The 18,441-nt window shown below is 63.7% G+C and carries 13 protein-coding genes and 1 pseudogene; 4 read left to right on the top strand and 10 right to left on the bottom strand.

Features of this window, described 5'->3' with window-relative positions:
* Positions 1-58 precede the first annotated feature (58 nt).
* Positions 59-5,065, top strand: a complete 5,007-nt coding sequence (locus NMQ14_RS10435; RefSeq protein ID WP_257095829.1) for a filamentous hemagglutinin N-terminal domain-containing protein — start codon at positions 59-61, stop codon at positions 5,063-5,065.
* 440 nt (positions 5,066-5,505) lie between these two features.
* Here the strand turns inward: NMQ14_RS10435 and NMQ14_RS10430 are convergent, their stop codons facing one another.
* On the bottom strand, positions 5,506-5,664 hold the full coding sequence (locus NMQ14_RS10430; RefSeq protein ID WP_373457189.1) for a helix-turn-helix domain-containing protein: 159 nt from the start codon (positions 5,662-5,664) through the stop codon (positions 5,506-5,508).
* Between the two features lie 229 nt (positions 5,665-5,893).
* Here NMQ14_RS10430 and NMQ14_RS10425 point away from each other — a divergent pair, with 229 nt between their 5' ends.
* The gene (locus NMQ14_RS10425; RefSeq protein ID WP_257095828.1) at positions 5,894-6,340 is read left to right on the top strand and encodes a hypothetical protein; all 447 of its coding nucleotides are present in this window, start codon (positions 5,894-5,896) and stop codon (positions 6,338-6,340) included.
* A 21-nt stretch (positions 6,341-6,361) separates the two neighbouring features.
* On the opposite strand, the gene NMQ14_RS10420 is transcribed toward NMQ14_RS10425, so the two are convergent.
* The 4 genes from NMQ14_RS10420 to NMQ14_RS10405 are packed head-to-tail and all read right to left on the bottom strand — an operon-like array spanning position 6,362 to position 10,480.
* Positions 6,362-7,039: a Crp/Fnr family transcriptional regulator gene (locus NMQ14_RS10420; RefSeq protein WP_257095826.1), complete on the bottom strand. Its 678-nt coding sequence runs from the start codon at positions 7,037-7,039 to the stop codon at positions 6,362-6,364.
* A complete protein-coding gene (gene xth, locus NMQ14_RS10415) occupies positions 7,036-7,794 on the bottom strand; it encodes an exodeoxyribonuclease III (RefSeq protein WP_257095822.1) in 759 nt (252 codons plus the stop codon). The genes NMQ14_RS10420 and xth overlap by 4 nt, the downstream gene beginning before the upstream one ends.
* Positions 7,795-7,805: 11 nt before the next feature.
* Entirely contained in the window at positions 7,806-8,381 is a 576-nt protein-coding gene (locus tag NMQ14_RS10410; RefSeq protein ID WP_257095820.1) for a glutaredoxin family protein, read from the bottom strand.
* A gap of 38 nt (positions 8,382-8,419) precedes the next feature.
* A complete protein-coding gene (locus NMQ14_RS10405) occupies positions 8,420-10,480 on the bottom strand; it encodes a M3 family metallopeptidase (RefSeq protein WP_257095818.1) in 2,061 nt (686 codons plus the stop codon).
* Between the two features lie 245 nt (positions 10,481-10,725).
* Between NMQ14_RS10405 and NMQ14_RS10400 the strand changes: the two genes are divergently transcribed.
* Together NMQ14_RS10400 and NMQ14_RS10395 are read left to right on the top strand one after the other, a co-directional pair.
* Positions 10,726-11,112: an Hpt domain-containing protein gene (locus NMQ14_RS10400; RefSeq protein ID WP_257095816.1), complete on the top strand. Its 387-nt coding sequence runs from the start codon at positions 10,726-10,728 to the stop codon at positions 11,110-11,112.
* A complete protein-coding gene (locus NMQ14_RS10395; RefSeq protein WP_257095814.1) occupies positions 11,109-13,193 on the top strand; it encodes a bifunctional diguanylate cyclase/phosphodiesterase in 2,085 nt (694 codons plus the stop codon). Before NMQ14_RS10400 ends, NMQ14_RS10395 begins: the two co-directional genes overlap by 4 nt.
* Positions 13,194-13,226: 33 nt before the next feature.
* Here NMQ14_RS10395 and NMQ14_RS10390 read toward each other — a convergent pair whose 3' ends face one another.
* The 5 genes and pseudogenes from NMQ14_RS10390 to NMQ14_RS10370 form a co-directional block, all read right to left on the bottom strand.
* Positions 13,227-13,910: a hypothetical protein gene (locus NMQ14_RS10390; RefSeq protein WP_257095812.1), complete on the bottom strand. Its 684-nt coding sequence runs from the start codon at positions 13,908-13,910 to the stop codon at positions 13,227-13,229.
* Positions 13,911-13,963: 53 nt separating this feature from the next.
* On the bottom strand, positions 13,964-15,013 hold the full coding sequence (locus NMQ14_RS10385) for a trypsin-like peptidase domain-containing protein (RefSeq protein WP_257095810.1): 1,050 nt from the start codon (positions 15,011-15,013) through the stop codon (positions 13,964-13,966).
* A gap of 14 nt (positions 15,014-15,027) precedes the next feature.
* The gene (locus NMQ14_RS10380; protein ID WP_257095808.1) at positions 15,028-15,897 is read right to left on the bottom strand and encodes a quinoprotein dehydrogenase-associated putative ABC transporter substrate-binding protein; all 870 of its coding nucleotides are present in this window, start codon (positions 15,895-15,897) and stop codon (positions 15,028-15,030) included.
* A 128-nt stretch (positions 15,898-16,025) separates the two neighbouring features.
* Positions 16,026-16,415, bottom strand: a complete 390-nt coding sequence (locus NMQ14_RS10375) for a cytochrome c (RefSeq protein WP_257095806.1) — start codon at positions 16,413-16,415, stop codon at positions 16,026-16,028.
* Positions 16,416-16,559: 144 nt separating this feature from the next.
* A pseudogene (locus NMQ14_RS10370) lies at positions 16,560-18,362 on the bottom strand (methanol/ethanol family PQQ-dependent dehydrogenase).
* Positions 18,363-18,441 lie beyond the last annotated feature (79 nt).

Raw genomic sequence — 18,441 nt, 5'->3', positions numbered from 1 at the left:
CGCGCTCAGGGATCTGCTGCAGTCAGCCAGACCGCTGAGGGGGTGCGGTGCGGCCGTCGTGCTCTCGGTGATGCTCGCCCATGCATCGCACGTCCGTGCCGATGCCGTCGTCGACCTGGCGGCCCCGGCGAGTCAGCAGGCTGTCGTGAGCCGGGTGGGCGATGTACCGGTGGTCGGCATCACCGCGCCCGACGCGGCGGGCATTTCGCACAATCGCTGGACGACCTTCGATGTGTCGCGACACGGCCTCGTCTTCAACAATTCGACCAGCCCGGCGAGCAGTGTGCTGGCCGGGCCGCTGCCGGCGAACGCTGCGCTGAACGGATCGGCCGCACGCGTCATCCTGAACGAAGTCAGCGGCAGCCAGCCCAGCCAGCTGCTGGGCAGCATGGAAATCGCCGGGCAGGCGGCACGGCTGGTCATCGCCAACCCGAACGGCATCACGTGTGATGGATGCGGCTTCATCAACACGCCTCACGTCCAGCTCAGCACCGGCCGCATCGAGCGACTGAACGAAGCCCTGAGCTTCGACGTGACTGGCGGGCGGATCGACATCGGTGCCGGCGGACTGTCGGCACTGGCGACCCGGCTTGACCTGATCGCCCACGCCCTGCGCAGTACCGGCCCGATCGCGACCGGCTCGACGCTCGAAGTGATCGCCGGGCGCACCCGGGTCGATGCCGACACGCTGGCCCTCGGCAATGCCGATGCGCCGCTTCCGGAAGATTTCGAGTCATTTTCCATCGACATCGGCCAGACCGTCAGCGCCGCGAGCATCCAGCTGATCGCGGTCGGTGGCGAGCTGGGCGTGCGCAGCACCGCGCCGCTGATCGCACTGGACGATGTGGTGATCGCCACGCGCGGGCACGTCGAACTGAGCGGCGACGTCACCGCCGGGCGCGACATCGCGCTGTACAACATCGGTGCATTCGAATCGATGCTGCAGGGCGCGCTCGTGGCCGGGCGCGACGTCACGCTGCTCGCAACCGGCATCACGCTCGCCGACACCGGGCGCATCACGTCCGGCCGCGACATCGGCCTGGGATTCGTCGGCGACAACTCCGACCACTGGAGCGCCTTCAACAATGACGGCCTGATCGACGCAGGCGTGTCACTGACCTTTGCAGGGCCGGGCTCGGGGCTCAATACCGGCGTCATCCATGCCGGCGCATCGATCGATGCGGCGTCCGGAAGTGTACTGGTGCGAACAGGTGATGAAGGTCTGCCTGGCAGCCATGCCGAACGTGCCACGCATGTCGGAGAAGTCACGCTGGCGAATTCGGGCGTTGTCCATGCGGGCGGCGACCTCTATCTGAATCTGACCGACAACAGCGGGCATCTGTCGGCCGGACGCGATGTCTTCCTGTCGCAGGCACGGCGCGGCGACCCCGACGTCCTCGCGCCCGAAGACAGCGACGTCGCCGGCGATGTGACTGCAGGACGCGACCTGTTCATATACACCCCCGCCGACGGCGCGCAATGGCTGGGCGGTGCGCGCCGCCAGCATTTCACCGCATCGCGCGACCTGCACCTGATCGATCGTCCCTGGCTGTCCGACGCCGGCACCCCAGTTGACGGCGCGGCGCAGCAGCCCTACGTGAATCGCGACCGGCTGACCGCTGGAAACGACCTCGTGATCGCGTTGAACGCCCACTTCGTCAACCCGTCGGTCATCGATGCGGGCCGCGATCTGCTCATCGGCGCACGTGGCGTCAGCAATGAAACCGCAGTCGGCAGCCGGCAGGCGTCTTTCGACTATCCCTACTATCCAGGCTGTCGCACGGAGTACGACGGCGTGTGCACGACAACCACCGAAGTGCCGTCGTCACGCGCGCTGATGCTGGTCGGGCGGGACCTGGTCGCTGCGACGACCTTCTTTCACAATCGCGGTGCGTCCATCCTCGCCGGCCGCGACATCCGCATCGACGCGCCGGATGTCGTGAATGAAGATCGCCGCTATGGCGCCGTCTGGTCGACGACCTATTACCTGATCGATGTCGACGCGCAGTCCGTCGGCACGCCGTGCACCAGCGACTGCGTCGCCGATATCGACTGGCGGCGTACCGATAGCGGCGCGCTCGAACTGGGCGTGCTGCCCGGGATTATCCAGGCGGGCAGCCGCTTCGAGTCGGATGGCGGTCCGGTCAACCCGCCTTCAACGACCCCCACTCCGCCGGCTCCCGATGGCCCGGCGCCTGCGATGTCGCCAGGTGCGTCGGGCACGCTTACCGATGCGCTTGCCCGGATGCTGTCGACCGGTGTGCTCAGTCTGACCGACACGCCACCCCCGCTCTCGTCCTTCGTCAATACCGGCAACATCCACGCCGCGAGCATCGTTGTCCGGGCCGCAGACATCCGCAACGGCTTCGACGTCGTCGCAGACTACTACCATCGCACTGCCGGACCGACCGTCCCGCCTGCGCAGATCGACGTCGCCGGCTTCGGTGCTCACGGCAGCTCGCTGCTGCCGTTCATGACCGCGGACCGCTACAGCGGTGCGGCGCTGATGCGCCTGCTTCCGCCCGGGCTGGCGAGTACGCTGCCCTTTGCACTCACGCCGGCAGAAGAGGCGGCGGCCTTGCGCAACGCCTTCCTCGCGACCACCCGCCGCGGCTGGATACTGCCCGGCCTGTCATGGGACGCGCTCACCGGGCAGTCGCCACAACAGCAGGAGCACGCCATCCTGGCGGCCAACGGCGCCGCGTTTGCCATTGAACACGGCATTGCGATGGGTGCCGAGCTGACGGCGGCTCAGCAATCGCTGCTGGGTGCACCCGTGCTCTGGTACACCGCTCGCGGCGGCCAACTGCACCCCATCGTGTATCTGCCGTCCGACTGGCAGGCGCAACTGGCCGTCGTGCCCGGCGGCGCGCTCGATGCCGGCGTCGCCATCGAGCTCACGGGCGAGCGTGTCGACAACACCGGCTTCGTCCTGTCCGATGGTGGGCTGACCCTCACGGCCGACACATTGCTCAACCGCAAGCGGTCCGCCTACTTCTACGAGAAACGCAAGGTCAGTGGCGGTACGCTGACCATCGAGGGCGATACCGTGCAGCCCGGCGGCTTCATGCAGGCTGCCGTGTGGAATCTGCAGGTTTCATCGGTGCGCTCGGTATCTGGCGAGTTCCGCGTGCTGGGCGGAGACGCAGCGCACACGGACGCGCTGAGTCGCGCCTTCAAGGCGCAGATTGCTGCGGAACTGGGTGACGCCTACCGCTACGAAGAAGCGCGCGACAACCTGCGCTACCGCTTCCGGAAAAGTGGCAGCTTCGGCGATCTGGTGGGCGTCATGGCCAGCTTCACCGCCAGCATGCTGATCGGCCCGCAGATGTCGAATCTCATCGGCAGCCTGGCTACCAACTTCGGTCCGGCGTGGTCGGCGGCCACCGCCTATGCGGCGCCCGGTCTTGCCAACGTTGCCGGGACCGCGGCCATTACGCAGACGCTGTCGAGCGCGATCGGGCAGTTCGTTGCGACCGGCCGCATCGATGTCGACGCGGCCCTGACCAGCGGGCTGGCGGGCGCCCTCACGGCGGGTACGGGCTCCTGGGCAAACGCGCACATCGAGTCAGCCATTGGTCGCTGGTCCATCCGCGCACTGACCACTGGCGCCGTCGGCGAACTGACCGGCGCCGGCTTCGAACACGCGCTGTTCAATGCCGTCATCAACGAAGCGTCCGCGCTGGGTGCCAACCAGATCGGTGATGGCAACTTCGGCCCGCAAGGCAGTCTCGGCCACACGCTGGCGCATGGTGTGCTCGGCGCACTGACCGCCGCCGCCCGCGGCGACGATCCCTACTCCGGCGCCCTCGGCGCGATCACAGCCACCCTTGTGGAAGCGCCGCTCGATGATGCCCTCGATCTGAGCGGTCCTGACCGGGAGATTGCGCTGACCGCGTTTTCGATGCTGGTCGGCGGCACGGCATCCGGACTGGCCGGCGGTGATCCGGTGACGGCTGCATGGACGGCGCAGAACGTCACCCTGTTCAACTACCTGAAGCATCAGGAACAGGATCGCTACGCAGATGCGAAGAACGCGTGTGGCGGAGACGCGGCGTGCCTGAACGCGGTCGATGCCGACTTCAGTCAGAAGTCGCAGGCGAACAAGCGCGCGCTGATGGACGCGCGTGAAGCCTGCGAAACGACCGGCTTATGTACCGACTACTACCGCCTGATGACCGAGGCCATGCCACTTCGCATGGGGGCGCAGCGTCCGGGTGGCATCGACCCCGAGAACCCGTGGCTCGGCGCGCAGCAGGACGCAGACGCGATTGCCCACAACCTGACGCTGTTTGACCGCCTGATGGCGCGCCCGCTGTCGGACGAAATCGTGCGCCAGGACTTCGCACCCGACCCAGAAGCCTACGCCTTCGCCCCGCAAGGCGGCAGCCAGTACGTCGGCGCCATCACCGCCCGGAACATCGACAACGTCGTCGTGCTGTCGGCCGCAGGCGCTTCCCTGCTGCTGCCCGGGCCGGAGGATCTGGTCGTCGGCGCGGCGCTGATGACGAAGGCCGGGCAGTTCGTCGCGCGGGTGATCGAGGTTGGGGGGCAGAAGCTGCTGCGGTGGGCGGATGGGACGACGGTACCAGCGAACAAAACATCATTTAGCTCGGATGCAGGTAAGAGCGAAGGCAGTATATTTCCTCTCAAGTTTGAGGAAATTCGCGGAGTCAAAACTTGGGAATCGCCTGCAGGACTACGCTATGGTCCAGATCCAAGCCCGAATTTCGGAAATCGGATTCAACACGTCTTAAATCATGCGGAGGACATTCCCGGTCGCCCTGGCAAGCATGGGGTTTTTGATTCTCGAAAGGAGGCGTTATCACTTACTGACGAGGCGTGGTTAAAGATTCAGAGCGGAGATCCAGGAGTTGTACGTACTACGATTGCAGCCAGAGGCCCCGTTCCGGAGAGGGACGTCTATGTGGTTCCGATGGGCAGGAGAGCAGGTTACGTTGGAGGTAGGTGGGGTAATGCAAATGGACTGCCAGAAGCGTCACATCTTCGGCTAGTAATTGAGAACAAAAAAAGTGTCGTGAGCGCTTTTCCTGTAATTCCTTAGGAGTATTTATGTTTTATCTTCAAAAAAACTGCGGTGTTTGCCGAGACGGCTTGCTCGGCTTTCTTCTGTGCAGTGATGCGAAAACTGTTGTAGTGATGTGCGAGGAATGTAGTTCGGTTTGGTTGACCCCTGATGAGCTAGAACAACCTCCCATCGTTACAGAGGCGCCTAGATACCTTTTGCCCGAATCTGATGTCTCTATTTCCGGCGGTTCAGCTCGATGGGCATCCTTTCAAGAAATTGATGATTCGGGAATGTCTGGGTACGCCTCAAGGGAGAGAGAGTACATCCGGTGATTTGATTATAGAATTGACCATCATTCGGAGTAGCGACACCACGAATCCCCGTCGAATGCGCCATCCGCGCGCTTGAGTTCGCCTGCAACTGTGCAGTCTTCGCAGTTTCGCGCATTCAGCCGCCACAATCTTGGCAGCCAGTAGCTAGTGCAGATGCCAGATATCAACGGCGTTCATTGCGTCGAAGCGCTTACTCCACGTGTAGATCGTCTGCTCGCTGACACCGTGATTCTTCGACACCTCCGCCGCTGGCGCCTCGTCGGCTTCGCGAAGGGATATTGACCATCTACTCTTGGAAGCCATTCTCACGAGTTTCAAGTGGTCCGAAAAGAAGGGGCAGGTCAACTGATCAAAAAATACTCGATCTTTCAATGAGCGCCGGGAAAAAAGGATTTGAGAATTACTTGCAGAACAACAAAGTGACCATCTCTGATATTTCAGATGGTGGAGTTAATTTCCGCGTCTATATTAACTTCGATATGTACGGAAATCCTTATGTTGGAAATGTTCATCCAATAAAATGAGAAACAGAGTGGGGGACTGCTATCAAGAGGCCTTCGGAGAGTTCGATCCGCAGGGTGATCATTTCTTTGCCGCTAAACTTGCTGTTAGCGTTTTAGCAATGGAAGGTCGCTTCGATGATCTTGCGAATCTGCTAACTGAGGGGCATGCAGTTGGCGCTGTTGAAGGGTGTCCAGGATGGACTATTGAACGACGTGATTCCAACGTCATCAAAGATGTTGGTGGGTATGACGAGTGGCCCAAAGGGAAGAGCTATCGGGCTTATGTTGACCCTGACGAGTTTTCGCTTGCTCACCCTGAGGTTTTTTTAGATGCGAAAGTTTTAAATAACTACGTTGAACAGGTGGTTATTTTTTACTCACGGAATGAAAAGTCAATTCCCTATTCGTTGCTCCGGGTACGGGCTCTGATCGCTTCGAAGAATGCTGTTGCTTTGTCTTGCCGACCCCAGCCTTGACGGAGAGCGCAAGTCCCTCATTCACTTCTTCTCCGCCGCAATCCCCCGCAGCCCTGCAGCGTCAAGGATGTCGATCTGATTCCGCCCCAGCGTCACCAGCCCCTGATCAGCAAAACTCTTCAGCAGGCGGGTAACGATTTCGCGCACGCTGCCGAGTTCGTCGGCCAGTTGCTGGTGGGTGGTGTGCAGCGTCTTGCCGTGGCCGAGCAGCAGGCTGGCGAGGCGCTGGTCGAGGCGGTGGAAGGCGATGGCTTCGACCAGTTGCATCAGGTCGGCGACGCGTTCGGAAAACAGGCCGAACACGAAGCGGCGGAAGTCGGGTTCGGCCAGCAACTGTTCGAACAGGGCGGCCGGCAGCACCAGCAGCTTGAGTGGGGTTTCGGCGACGCCATAGGCGTTGTAGTCGTTGTGGCCGAGCAGGCAGGCGCTGGAAATGACGCAGGTCTCGCCCGCATGCACGCGGTACAGCGGCAGCTCTCGCCCGCTGGCCGAGGCCTTGGCCACCTTGACCTGACCTGACAGCACGAACGGAAAGCCGGTGCACGGCTGGTGTTCGTCGAACAGGCGGGTGCCGGCCGGCACGTCGAGCAGCCGGCCTTCGGCTTCGATGCGCTCGCGTGCTGTGGCCGACAGGCCCGACAGCAGCGGATAGAGCGCGGTCAATGCGTCAACGGATGTGCTGGAGGCGGGCGTGCTCACGACAGTGTGGCGATGACCGGCGCGTGGTCGGACGGGCGCTCCAGCTTGCGCGGGCCCTTGTCGACGACGCAGGCGGTGCAGCGGGCGGCCAGCGGTGCCGACAGCAGGATGTGGTCGATGCGCAGGCCGAAATTGCGGCGGAAGGCGCCGGCGCGGTAGTCCCACCAGGACCAGCTCTTTTCCGGCTGATCGAACAGGCGGAAGGCGTCGGTGAGGCCGAGTGCCTGCAGGCCTGCGAAGGCGGCGCGCTCCTGCGGCGACACGTGTATTTCGTCCTTCCAGTCCGGGTGGGCGTCGCGCGGCTCGGGTGCGATGTTGTAGTCGCCGAGCAGGGCGAGCTGCGGGTGGCGGGTCAGTTCGTCGCGCAGCCAGGCGGTGAGCGCATCGAGCCAGCGCATCTTGTATTCGAACTTCTCGGAACCCACGGCCTGGCCGTTCGGGAAGTAGGCGCACACGATGCGCACACCGCCGACGGTGGCCGCGATGACGCGCCGCTGTTCGTCGTCGAAGCCGGGGATGCCCGCCTCCACGTCTTCGGCCGGCTGCTTCGTGAGGATGGCCACACCGTTGTAGGTCTTCTGGCCGCTGATCGCGCTGTGGTAGCCGACCGCCTCCAGCTCGGCGCGCGGGTAGGTGGCGTCTTCGGTCTTGGTTTCCTGCAGACACACCACGTCGGGCTGCCCGGCGGCGAGCCAGTCGGTGAGGTGGGGCAGGCGGACTTTCAGCGAATTGACGTTCCAGCAGGCGATCTTCAAACCGGTCTCCGTCATTCGGTGGCGGGCTGCCAGTTGCCCTGGTCGGCTGGTGCGGCCTCACCCGCGGTCGGGGCGGCGCCCGCGGCCGCTGCCTTGGGTGCGACTCTGGCCGTGCCCTTGGCCGGGTAGCCGGCGCGGTTCAGCAGCGACGTCCAGGCGCTGGCGCTGAAGCCGATCAGGTGGTCTTTGCCGGCGTTGATGGCCGGCACGCGCGCTTCCTGCAGCTTGAAGCGCTTCACGAAGGCGTCCTTCTGCTCGTCGGTGATGATGCGCTGTTCGGTGTAGGCGATGCCGCGGTTCTTCAGGAAGGCGAGCGCCGATTCGCACAGAGCGTCGCACTCGTTGCCGAGCCACAGCGTGACCGGCGCCGTGCGCGTCGCCTCACGTTCGGCATAGCTCGCGCCCTGTTCGACCACGCTGGGCTGCAGCTTCTTTTCGGTGACCGAGCGGGCGTCGGGTGGCGGCGGGGTGCCGGTGTAGTGCGTGTTGCCCTGGGCGTCCTTCCATTTGTAGGTCTGTGCCCAGACCGGGCTGGCGAGCAATGTGCCGGCGATCGACACACAAAGCAGCAGGCGCAGATTCGTCATCGATAAGCTCCCTGTTGGATCGGCTGTCGCGGCGACAATCAGGCCGCCACCATGCCGCTGTGGCGCAGCAGTGCGTCGGGGCGCGGTTCGCGGCCGCGGAAGGCCTTGAACGATTCGAGCGCCGGGCGCGAGCCACCCACGGCGAGGATTTCGTCCCAGAAGCGGCGACCCGTCTCGGTGTCGAGCACGCTACCGGTGTGCTCGCGCGCCTCTTCGAACGCCTCGAAGGCGTCGGCGGACAGCACCTCGGCCCACTTGTAGCTGTAGTAACCCGCGGCGTAACCGCCGGCAAAGATGTGGCTGAAGCTGTGCGGAAAGCGGTTCCAGGCCGGCGGGCGCACGACGGCGATCTCGTCGCGCACCTCGTCGAGCAGCTGCAGCATGGTCTGTTCGCCGCCGGGCACGAATTCATGGTGCAGGCGCAGATCGAACAGCGAAAACTCGACCTGGCGCAGCGTCTGCAGGCCGCTCTGGAAATTCTTCGCGGCGATCATCTTGTCGAACAGCGCACGCGGCAGGGGCTCGCCGGTGTCGACGTGCGCGGTCATGCCGGAGAGCACGTCCCACTCCCAGCAGAAGTTCTCCATGAACTGGCTCGGCAGTTCGACCGCGTCCCATTCGACGCCGTGGATGCCGGACACCGCGAGATCGTCGACCCGCGTCAGCACGTGGTGCAGGCCATGACCCGATTCGTGGAACAGCGTGATCACATCATCGTGCGTGAAGGTGGCGGGTTTGCCGCCCACGGGTGACGGGAAGTTGCAGTTCAGATAGGCCACCGGCGTCTGCACGCCCGAGGCGACGCGCCGCCGCGTGATGGCTTCGTCCATCCAGGCGCCGCCGCGCTTGGTGTCGCGCGCGTACAGGTCGAGGTAGAACTGGCCCACCAGCTCGCTGCCGGTGGCAGCAGCGCGCTCGATGCGGAAGAAGCGCACGTCCGGGTGCCAGACCGGCGCCGTGTCGGGCTTGATGGTGACGCCGTACAGCCCTTCAATGACGCGGAACAGGCCTGCGAGCACCTTGTGCTCGGGGAAGTACTGCTTCACCTCGTGTTCCGAGAAGTTGTAGCGGTGGCCACGCAGCTTTTCCGACACCCAGGTCATGTCCCAGGGTTGCAGTTCGTCGAGGCCGAATTCGTTGCGGGCGAATGCGCGTAGCTCGTCGAGATCGCGCTGCCCGTGCGGCTTGGCGCGGGCACCGAGGTCGCGCAGGAAGGCTGTCACCTGGGCCGGCGTGTCGGCCATCTTGGGCACCATCGACAGTTCGGCGAAGCTGTTGAAGCCGAGCATTTTCGACTCTTCGGCGCGCAGCGACAGGATGCGGTCGATCAGTGCTGTGTTGTCGCGCGCAGCATCGCCGAACTCGGATGCACGGGTTGCGTTGGCGCGGTACATGCGCGCGCGCAGGTCGCGGTTGTCGGCGTACTGCATCACCGGCAGGTAGGACGGCATGTGCAGCGTGAATTTCCAGCCGTCGCGGTCGTCGCGCTGCGCCGCCTCGCGCGCCGCTTCGATGCTGTCGTCTGGCAGACCGGCCAGCAGCGCATCGTCGGTCACGTATTCGGCGAAGGCATTGGTGGCGTCGAGCAGATTTTCCGAGAACTTCGCCGACAGCGACGCCAGCTCTTCCTGGATTTCCTTGAACCGCGGCTTGAGTTCTTCGGGCAATTCGGCACCCGACAGGCGGAAGTCGCGCACTTCGTTGTCGAGAATGCGGCGGCGCGCTGGCGACAGCGTGGCGTACTCGGGCGAATCGTGCAGCGCGCGGTACTTGGCGAACAGCGCGAGATTCTGGCCGAGCGAGCTGTAGAAGCGGGTGATTTCGGGCAGCGAAGCGTTGTACGCCTCGCGCCAGGCCGGCACGTCATTCACGCCGTGCAGGTGGCCGACCACGCCCCAGGCACGGTTCACCTGTTCGCCCATGTCGGTGATCGGCGCCGCGAACCCGTCCCAGGTCGGGGCTTCGGGGCGCGCGATCAATTCGTCGATCAGCGCCTGATAGCGGGTCAGCAGGTCGGTGATGGCCGGCTCGACATGCTCCGGCTGGATGAGGTCGAAACGGGGCAGGGCGGAAAAATCGAGCAGCGGGTTCGTGTTCATGGGTATCCGGAAGCGTTGCAGTCAGCCAGTTGAATGACGGGGCGAGATCGATTCTAGCCCGGCGCCCGGCGACACAGGCTCAAGTTGCATCCCGGACCGCCGAAAACCAAAGGTGGAAAGCGAAGTCTCCTTCCTGCAGTTGCAGGTCAAACCACGCAGAATCAAGCTGCGTTCCAGGTTGCGTGCTTTCGAAAGACTGTCTGATGACTGTGCGGATTCCCCCTCGGCAGGACCCTCACGCGGAAGTGCCCGACGTCGCTGCCATGCTCGACCTGCGCATCCTGTTCAGCGTACCCGGCATGCGCGAGAACCGCGCCGGTCTGCGCACGCGTGTACTGGCGACCTGGCGCAATGAAGCGGCGGCGATCATCGACGCCCTGCGCGATGCCGCGGCGGCGGGGGACGCCCATGCACTGCGTCTGGCGGCGCACCGGCTGAAAAGTTCGAGCGGCGCGCTCGGTGCTATATATATATGCAGTCTCGCCAGCGGTATCGAAAATGCCGCGCGTGACGGGCGCGTCGCCTTCGACGGACAACTGCGGTTGCGGCTTGAGCAGGCGGTGCAGCAGACGCTGGCCGCCTTCGGCGCGCTGGACGACCCCTCCTGTGGCGACCCGGGCCCTCGCACATGATTCTTCTGGTCGATGATGACGTGATGGTCCGCCTGATGGCGACCGAAGCCCTGATCAGCGCCGGCTTCGAAGTGATGGAAGCGGGCAGTGGCGAACAGGCGCTCGAACTGTTCGACAGCCACGGCTTTTCTCTGGTGCTGCTCGACGTCAACATGAGCGGCATGGATGGCTTCGAGGTGTGCCGGCGCATCCGCGAACGCGCGCATGGCCGGCGCCTGCCTGTCATCATGCTGACCGGCATGGACGACACGGTATCGATCGACAGTGCCTACTCGCTCGGCGCGACCGATTTCGTCACCAAACCGCTCAACTGGACGCTGCTGGTCTATCGCGTGCGCTACGCCCTGCGGGCGGCCAGCACCGTGATGGAACTCGAAGTGTCGGAACGCCGGCTCGCCGTGGCGCAGCGCGTGGCACGGCTCGGCGGCTGGATCTGGCATGTCGGGGAAGACCGCTGTGAGCGCAGTGCGATCTGTCTCGACCTGTGGGGCGATACGCGCGTGGCCGCCCAGCAGGTTCCGTTCGGTCTGTTGTCGCGCGTGCTCAGCCCGGATCGACAGCATCTGCATGCCGCGATGGAACGCGCCCGCGAGGGCGTACCGTATCAAATGAGTTTCCGTGTGCAGCGTGCCGACGGCTCACTGGTGACGCTGTTCGAACAGGCGCTGCCAGTACGTGATGAATTCGGCCGCGTGGTACGCATTGAAGGCGTGACCCAGGACGTGACCGAGCGTGAGCTGGCCGAGCAGCGCATCCGCTTTCTCGCCTACCACGACAGCCTGACCGGTCTTGCCAATCGCCAGATGTTCCGCGAAATGCTCGACCACACATTGGCCCGCTCGCGCCGGCTGGGCAAGCGCTGCGCACTGCTTTACCTCGATCTCGACCGCCTCAAGCGCATCAACGACAGCTTTGGCCACACGCTGGGGGATCAGATCCTGCGCGAGGTGGCGAGCCGCCTGCTCGGATCGGTGCGTTCGGCCGACTTCGTCGGGCGTGAAGGGCTACAGCCGGATGAGGTCGTCGCGCGGCTGGGCGGCGACGAATTCACCGTGCTGCTGACCGACCTGGCGCACACCGAAGATGCTGCTCGCGTGGCGGCCCGCATCTGCCAGGAACTTGGGCAGCCGATCCAGATGGATCACGTCGAACTGGTGGTGACGGCGTCGGTCGGTATTGCACTGTTCCCGGAAAATGGCGACGACGCCGAAACCCTGCTCCGCCACGCGGACATGGCGATGTATGCCGCCAAGCAGCGCGGCCGCAATACCTTCGAATTCTTCACCGAAACCATGCAGCAGCGGGCGATCGAACGTCTTTCGCTGGAGCAGGACATGGCGCACGCACTCGAGGGGGGGCAGTTCGCACTGCATTACCAGCCGCAGGTCGACGCCGTGACCGGGCGCATCGTGTCGGCCGAAGCGCTGCTGCGCTGGAATCACCCGCAACGTGGCGCGGTGTCTCCGGTCGAATTCATTCCGGTGGCCGAAGAAACCGGTCTCATCGTGCCGCTGGGTGAATGGGTGGTGCGGGAAGCCTGCCGGCAGATTGCGCAGTGGCGCGATCAGGGGCGGCCGGTGGTGCCGGTGGCGGTCAACCTGTCTGCAATCAATTTCCGTTCCGACTCGCTGCTGCCGCAGATTGTCGAGGCGCTGGAATCGAACCGGCTGTCGAGCCACTTCCTGCATGTGGAATTGACCGAAAGTGCGGTGATGCACGAGCCGCAGGCCGCACTGGCCAAGCTGGCAGCGCTCAAGGCGCTCGGCCTGACGCTGTCGATCGACGATTTCGGCACCGGCTACTCGTCGCTGTCGACGCTGAAGCAGTTTCCGATCGATTTGCTGAAGATCGACCGCAGCTTTGTGCGTGACCTGCCGGACGACGAGAGCGATGCGTCCATCGTCGATGCCATTCTCGCCATGGCGCACGCACTCGGTCTGCGAGTCGTCGCCGAGGGCGTAGAAACCGAGGCGCAGCGGCAGTTCCTGGCGCAGCGCAAATGCGGCCTGATGCAGGGCTATCTGTTTTCCCGGCCGTTGCCGGCCGAAGACTTCATGCGACAGATCGAGGCGGCCCGCTGAACCGGTCGCCCGGTCAGCGGAGCGGGGTGGGGATCAGCCCTTGACGCCGCTGCCGGCCAACATCATGTCGTCCTCGATGAGCACCGCCTTGCCGTCCGGCTTGCTCAGATCGGGGATCTGGCTGTCGACCCGGTAGATGCCACCTGGCACGGCATCGGACAGCACGAAGATGTAGGTCTTGCCGACATACTTCGGAAACTTCTGCTTGTTCGGATCGTTGCTGTAGGGGGTGATGCGGTACTCCCGGGCATCGACTGTCTTGCCGCCGAAGCTCACCTTGACCGGTTTGGCGGTCGGGCCTTCCGACAGCGCGAGCCGGATGCGCTTGCGGAAGTAGGCTGCCTTGCCGCCGGTCAGGCGCTCCATTTCGGCGATGTCACGTTCGAGGAAGCACATCAGCGCCGGATTGCTCAGGCCGCCATCGACCTCGGGCATTTCCTTCTTGTTGGTGCCGCTGAGACAGGCCGTATTGACCTTGCGCGCGCCGGCCTCTTCACTGATGCGCACTTCCACCTTGTCCTCGAACGGCTTTTCCAGACTGCCGCTGCGCTTGAAGGTGTAGCTCAGCGTGGTGGGCGCCTTCAGCGACGAAAGCTGGTCGTTCAGGAAAAGCTGCTTTTCGGCTTCGGTGATTTCGTCGCTCGGCTCGGCGTGCGTGTTGCCGGCTGCAATGGCCAGCGCCAGCAACAGCGCAGACAGCTTGATGTGCTTGATCATGATGACTCCTCGTGATGAAAGTGCGGACCTCTTCGTGTCCGGCTCGGTTGTATTCAGCATGCGGCCTCGGCGTTGACGGCGCAGCTTTGCAGCCTCTGGTCGAGCAGGCTCAGTGCGCCCGGTGACAGCCCGGCCAGCCGCGCCCGCGTCCGGGCATAGCCGGCTTCGTCGCGCTGGCCGAGCTGGGCAGTGGCGAGATCGGTCAGGAACACCGGGTTGTCGGCGTCGAGCGCGTTGGCGCGCTCCAGTGCGGCGATGCCATCCACCGGCCGCCCCTGCTTGACCTGCGCTCGACCGAGCGCATGCCAGGCTGATGCGTCGCCCGAATTGCCGGCGATCCAGCCGCGTGCGCGCGACTCCAGTTCGCCCCAGCGTGCTTCGGTCTGCAGGCGCAGCGTCTGCAGGAAGGCGGGCAGGGCGCTATCGCTTTCATTCCAGAAGGCCAGGCCACTCAGGGGGGCAACATCCATGCCGCCAGGCAGTGCCAAGCCCTCGCGTATCCACTGGACCGGCATCGAAAACTGGTTGTCGGTGCCGCTGCGGAACCTGAAGGTCATCACGCCGACCAGCCGATGCTCGCGATCGAACAGTCCGCCGCCGCTGGCCCCCGACGTGAAGGGCGTGGTGCTCTGGATGACGTTTGCGCCGTCGTGCGGATGCAACTGCAGAACCATGCCGTTGCTCACCCGTGGCGCCGCACCGAGGATGTAACCCAGCGCGACCAGTTCCTCACCCGGTTTGAGCGGCGAGCTGCGCAACTCGACCACCGGCACCTGCGCGGCGCCGGGTACGTCGAGCAGGCACAGGTCGCGCCCGACCTGCGCACGCTGCGAGCTGACCTGCATGCGTTCGCCGTTGCTGACCACGCGTATGGTCGTGGCGCGCGCAGTCACGTGGCAGGCCGTTGCGATGATGCCCGGACCGACCGCCACGCCGGTGCCGACCGATACGTTGCCCTTGTCGTCCGACGCTTCGACCTTCAGAACGCTCGGTCGCAGCTTGATAAGCGCTGCAATGTCCTGCTGATCCAGCGCTGCGGCTGGAAACGGCCACAGCGCAAGCGTCAGCAGGCAGGCAGTGGCAGGCTGGAGGTGGTCCGGCATGACGGTCGCAACGATCAGCGATCGGCAGCCGTCTGGCTGGCCTGCGCCTCATCGATCAGCGGAACGCCATACGAGGTCAGGATGGCCTGGATCCCGGGCAGATTGCGCTGAACGGTTTCCTCGATCTTGTTCTTCCAGTCCTTCTCTCCATAGCGCACGGCCATCGTGATCGCGTAATCGAACTTGATCGTGTTTTCCGGCGGGAATCCGATGGTGACCAGGTCGTCGGTTTTGGCGTTGCGGCTGAAATAGCCGGCGATCGGGCCCCAGGCCATGGCGACATCCACCTTGCCGGCGACCAGATCCTTTTCGACGATTTCACCCGGATAGGCACCGGGGTCGCCGGACTGGCGCTGATAGGAAATCGCCTGGTCGAACAGTTTGTTGCGCAGCAGCCAGTCGACCGGCGGCGTCTGGGAAAACACGCCGAACTTCAGCGACTTGAGCTTCTCCGGAGACAGCTTGAGCAGGTCGTCCGGTACCTTCACATCGTCCAGACCCGTGCCCTTCTTGAACACCATGGCGTAGGTCGAGCGGAAATAGGGCTTGATCGTTGCGCCCATGTCGAAGCCGACCGGCACACCGATGATGAGGTCACACTTGTAGCGGCCGGGCAGCTTTTCGTGCTTGGCCTTCAGGGTCATCCGGATGAAGCCCATGCGGTGCGGGAAGTAGGTGTACTCGAGCGCGTAGCCCATGTCCTTGGCCAGCAACTCGGCGATCTTGTTCTCGAAACCTTCGCCCTTGTCGTTCGACAGCGGAAGGTTGTTCGGGTCTGCGCAGACGCGCAGTACCTTGTCGTCGCCGGTTTCCTGCGCCTGCAGCGCCGGTGCGGCCAGTCCGGTGCCCAGCAGGAAGGCAGCAGCGATCAGGGAATGTTTCATTGTTTCAGGTCTCCTCCGGATGAATGAACCCTTGCTGGGCAATGAAGCCCGGGTTCTGCTTGAATTATTTGTTCCGTGCGCCTCACGCGCGAGCTGTTGAGACAGTACGCGCGTGGTTTTGTTTTCGCTCAGTCCATCTTTTCGATGCGACCGGGCCGGATCGCTCCATCGGAACGGCCTTTCAGGTAAGCATAAAGACCGTCGAGATTGTCCATGACCTGTCTCGATCCATCGAAGTTGGGCATGCCGCGGTCGACGCGACCTTTGGTGACGACCGCCTTGAAGTCGTCGCGGCCGAGCGTCCTGAGGCTGACGATCAGCGATGGCCCCACCATGCCTTCCTGGTTCGGGCCGTGGCAGCGTTCGCATGCCGCGTTGCGCCACGCACGCCAGCCGGCCAGCGTTGCGTCATCCACCTTGTTGCCGCCCTGCACCTGATACGGCGTTGTCTGTGCCGTCGCCATCTGGGCCGAGGTCATCAGCATCAGCACGACTGCCTGCAAGAACTGCGTTCTCATCATTCTCCCCTGGTTTGCCGGGTGCCCCCGACACCTGTCACGGGCAATCTGCGGACAAAAAAAGACTGGCACCGGCGTTTCCGCACGGTGCCAGTCCGGGGACCTTGCGGAAAGCGCAACCTGCGCCTTCCGCTCAACGCACGATTACGGCAGTGCGAAGACAGTCATCGTGCCGCCCAGCTCGGTGTAGCTCGAGAGTTCGGCGTAACCACCCACGGCGCCCAGACCATCGGTCGGTTTTTCGAGACCGGCTGCGAGGCCGATGCCGGCCCAGCCGCCGATACCCGACAGGATACCGATGTACTGCTTGCCCTTGAATTCCCAGGTCGTCACGTTGCCGATGATGCCCGACGGGGTCTTGAACTTGTACAGTTCCTTGTTGATATCGTCGGCATCGACGCACTTGAGGTAACCCTCGAGCGTGCCGTAGCAGGCGATGCCACCGGCGGTGACCAGCGAACCCGACCAGACCGAGAACTTCTCCGGCTTGGACTGGACGATCTTGCCCTTGCCTGCGTCCCAGGTGATGAAATTGCCCATGCCGCCGTGGCTGCCCGGGGCCGGGTACATCGACAGGGTGGCGCCGACGTACGGCTGACCGGCAGTTTATTCAACTCGGATCGTCTCGTAGTCCATGCAGACTTGGTTCTTCGGCACGTAGAAAAGGCCATTCTTCGGGTTGAACGAAGCGGGCTGCTGGTCCTTCGAACCCAGAGCGGCCGGGCAGATGCCCTTGCTGTTCACATCTTCGCCGTTCAGCCGCGTCGAATACTTGGCCACGACCTGCGGGCGGCCGGTCTTCATGTCGACGTGCGTGGCCCAATTGACCTTCGGGTCGAATTTCTCGGCCACGAGCAGTTCGCCGGTCACGCGGTCCAGCGTGTAGCCGAAGCCGTTGCGGTCGAAGTGCACCAGCGCCTTGCGCTTCTTGCCCTTCACGTCGATGTCGGCAAGGATCATTTCATTGACGCCATCGAAGTCCCACTCGTCGTGCGGTGTCATCTGGTAGGCCCAGCGCACCCAGCCGGTATCGACATCGCGTGCCCAAATGGTCATCGACCACTTGTTGTCACCCGGGCGCTGCGAAGGGTTCCACGTCGAGGGGTTACCCGAACCGTAGTACATCAGGTTTTCGGCCTGGTCATAGGAGTACCAGCCCCATGTCGAACCGCCACCGATCTTCCACTGGTCGCCCTGCCAGCTCTTCAATGACGAGTCCTTGCCCACCGGCGCCATCTTGCCGTTGGTGAAGGTCATCGTCTTTTCCGGGTCCATCAGCATTTCGGCGTCGGGGCCGGTGCTGTAGCCCTTCCACACCTGCTTGCCGGTATTGATGTCGTAGGCAGCGACGAAGCCACGGACACCGAATTCACCGCCGGAAATGCCGGTGATCACCTTGTCCTTGAATACGTGCGGCGCCTGGGTATTGGTTTCGCCGATCTTCGGATTGCCGTTCTTGACCGACCACAATACCTTGCCGGTCTTGGCGTCGAGCGCAACGAGGGTGGTGTCGGCCTGCTGCAGGAATACCTTGCCTTCGGCGTAGGCCAGGCCGCGATTGACCGTGTCGCAGCACATCACCGGAATCACCGACGGATCCTGCTTCGGTTCGTGCTTCCAGACAATCTTCTGGGTTTCCAGATCAATCGCGAACACCTTGTTGGGGAAGGGCGAGTGCACGAACAGCATGCCGCCGATGACCAGCGGACCGCCCTCGTGACCGCGCAATACGCCGGTCGAGAAGGTCCAGGCAACCTTCAGGTCCTTCACATTCTTCTTGTTGATCTGATTCAGCGTGCTGTAGCGCTGGTTTTCGAAGTTGCCGGCCTGCATGGCCCAGTTCTTCGGATCCTTGATCAGCCTGGCGACATCGGCGTTGGCCAGGGCGGTGCCCGGAATCGCGAGTGCGGCCACCCACAGCGGCACCTGCTTGTAGTTGCTGGACATTGGCTTCTCCTTGTTGCTATTTATTAACCGGGCGTTCCGCAGGGCGCAACGCAACCGCCGGCCCGAGAGGTCATAAGTG

It is taken from the genome of Methyloversatilis sp. XJ19-13 (genome assembly GCF_024580155.1).
In the GTDB taxonomy this organism is placed as follows: Bacteria; Pseudomonadota; Gammaproteobacteria; order Burkholderiales; family Rhodocyclaceae; genus Methyloversatilis.
Note: the sequence above shows the minus strand (reverse complement) of the source record. Positions and strands in the feature narration are given on the sequence as shown.

What these genes read in the sequence shown, in the direction of transcription:
- NMQ14_RS10430 (WP_373457189.1), bottom strand. Translation starts at nt 5,664, where the DNA reads ATGGCTTCCAAGAGTAGATGGTCAATATCCCTTCGCGAAGCCGACGAG.
- NMQ14_RS10380 (WP_257095808.1), bottom strand. Translation starts at nt 15,897, where the DNA reads ATGAAACATTCCCTGATCGCTGCTGCCTTCCTGCTGGGCACCGGACTG.
- NMQ14_RS10410 (WP_257095820.1), bottom strand. Translation starts at nt 8,381, where the DNA reads ATGACGAATCTGCGCCTGCTGCTTTGTGTGTCGATCGCCGGCACATTG.
- NMQ14_RS10405 (WP_257095818.1), bottom strand. Translation starts at nt 10,480, where the DNA reads ATGAACACGAACCCGCTGCTCGATTTTTCCGCCCTGCCCCGTTTCGAC.
- NMQ14_RS10390 (WP_257095812.1), bottom strand. Translation starts at nt 13,910, where the DNA reads ATGATCAAGCACATCAAGCTGTCTGCGCTGTTGCTGGCGCTGGCCATT.
- NMQ14_RS10375 (WP_257095806.1), bottom strand. Translation starts at nt 16,415, where the DNA reads ATGAGAACGCAGTTCTTGCAGGCAGTCGTGCTGATGCTGATGACCTCG.
- NMQ14_RS10395 (WP_257095814.1), top strand. Translation starts at nt 11,109, where the DNA reads ATGATTCTTCTGGTCGATGATGACGTGATGGTCCGCCTGATGGCGACC.
- NMQ14_RS10385 (WP_257095810.1), bottom strand. Translation starts at nt 15,013, where the DNA reads ATGCCGGACCACCTCCAGCCTGCCACTGCCTGCCTGCTGACGCTTGCG.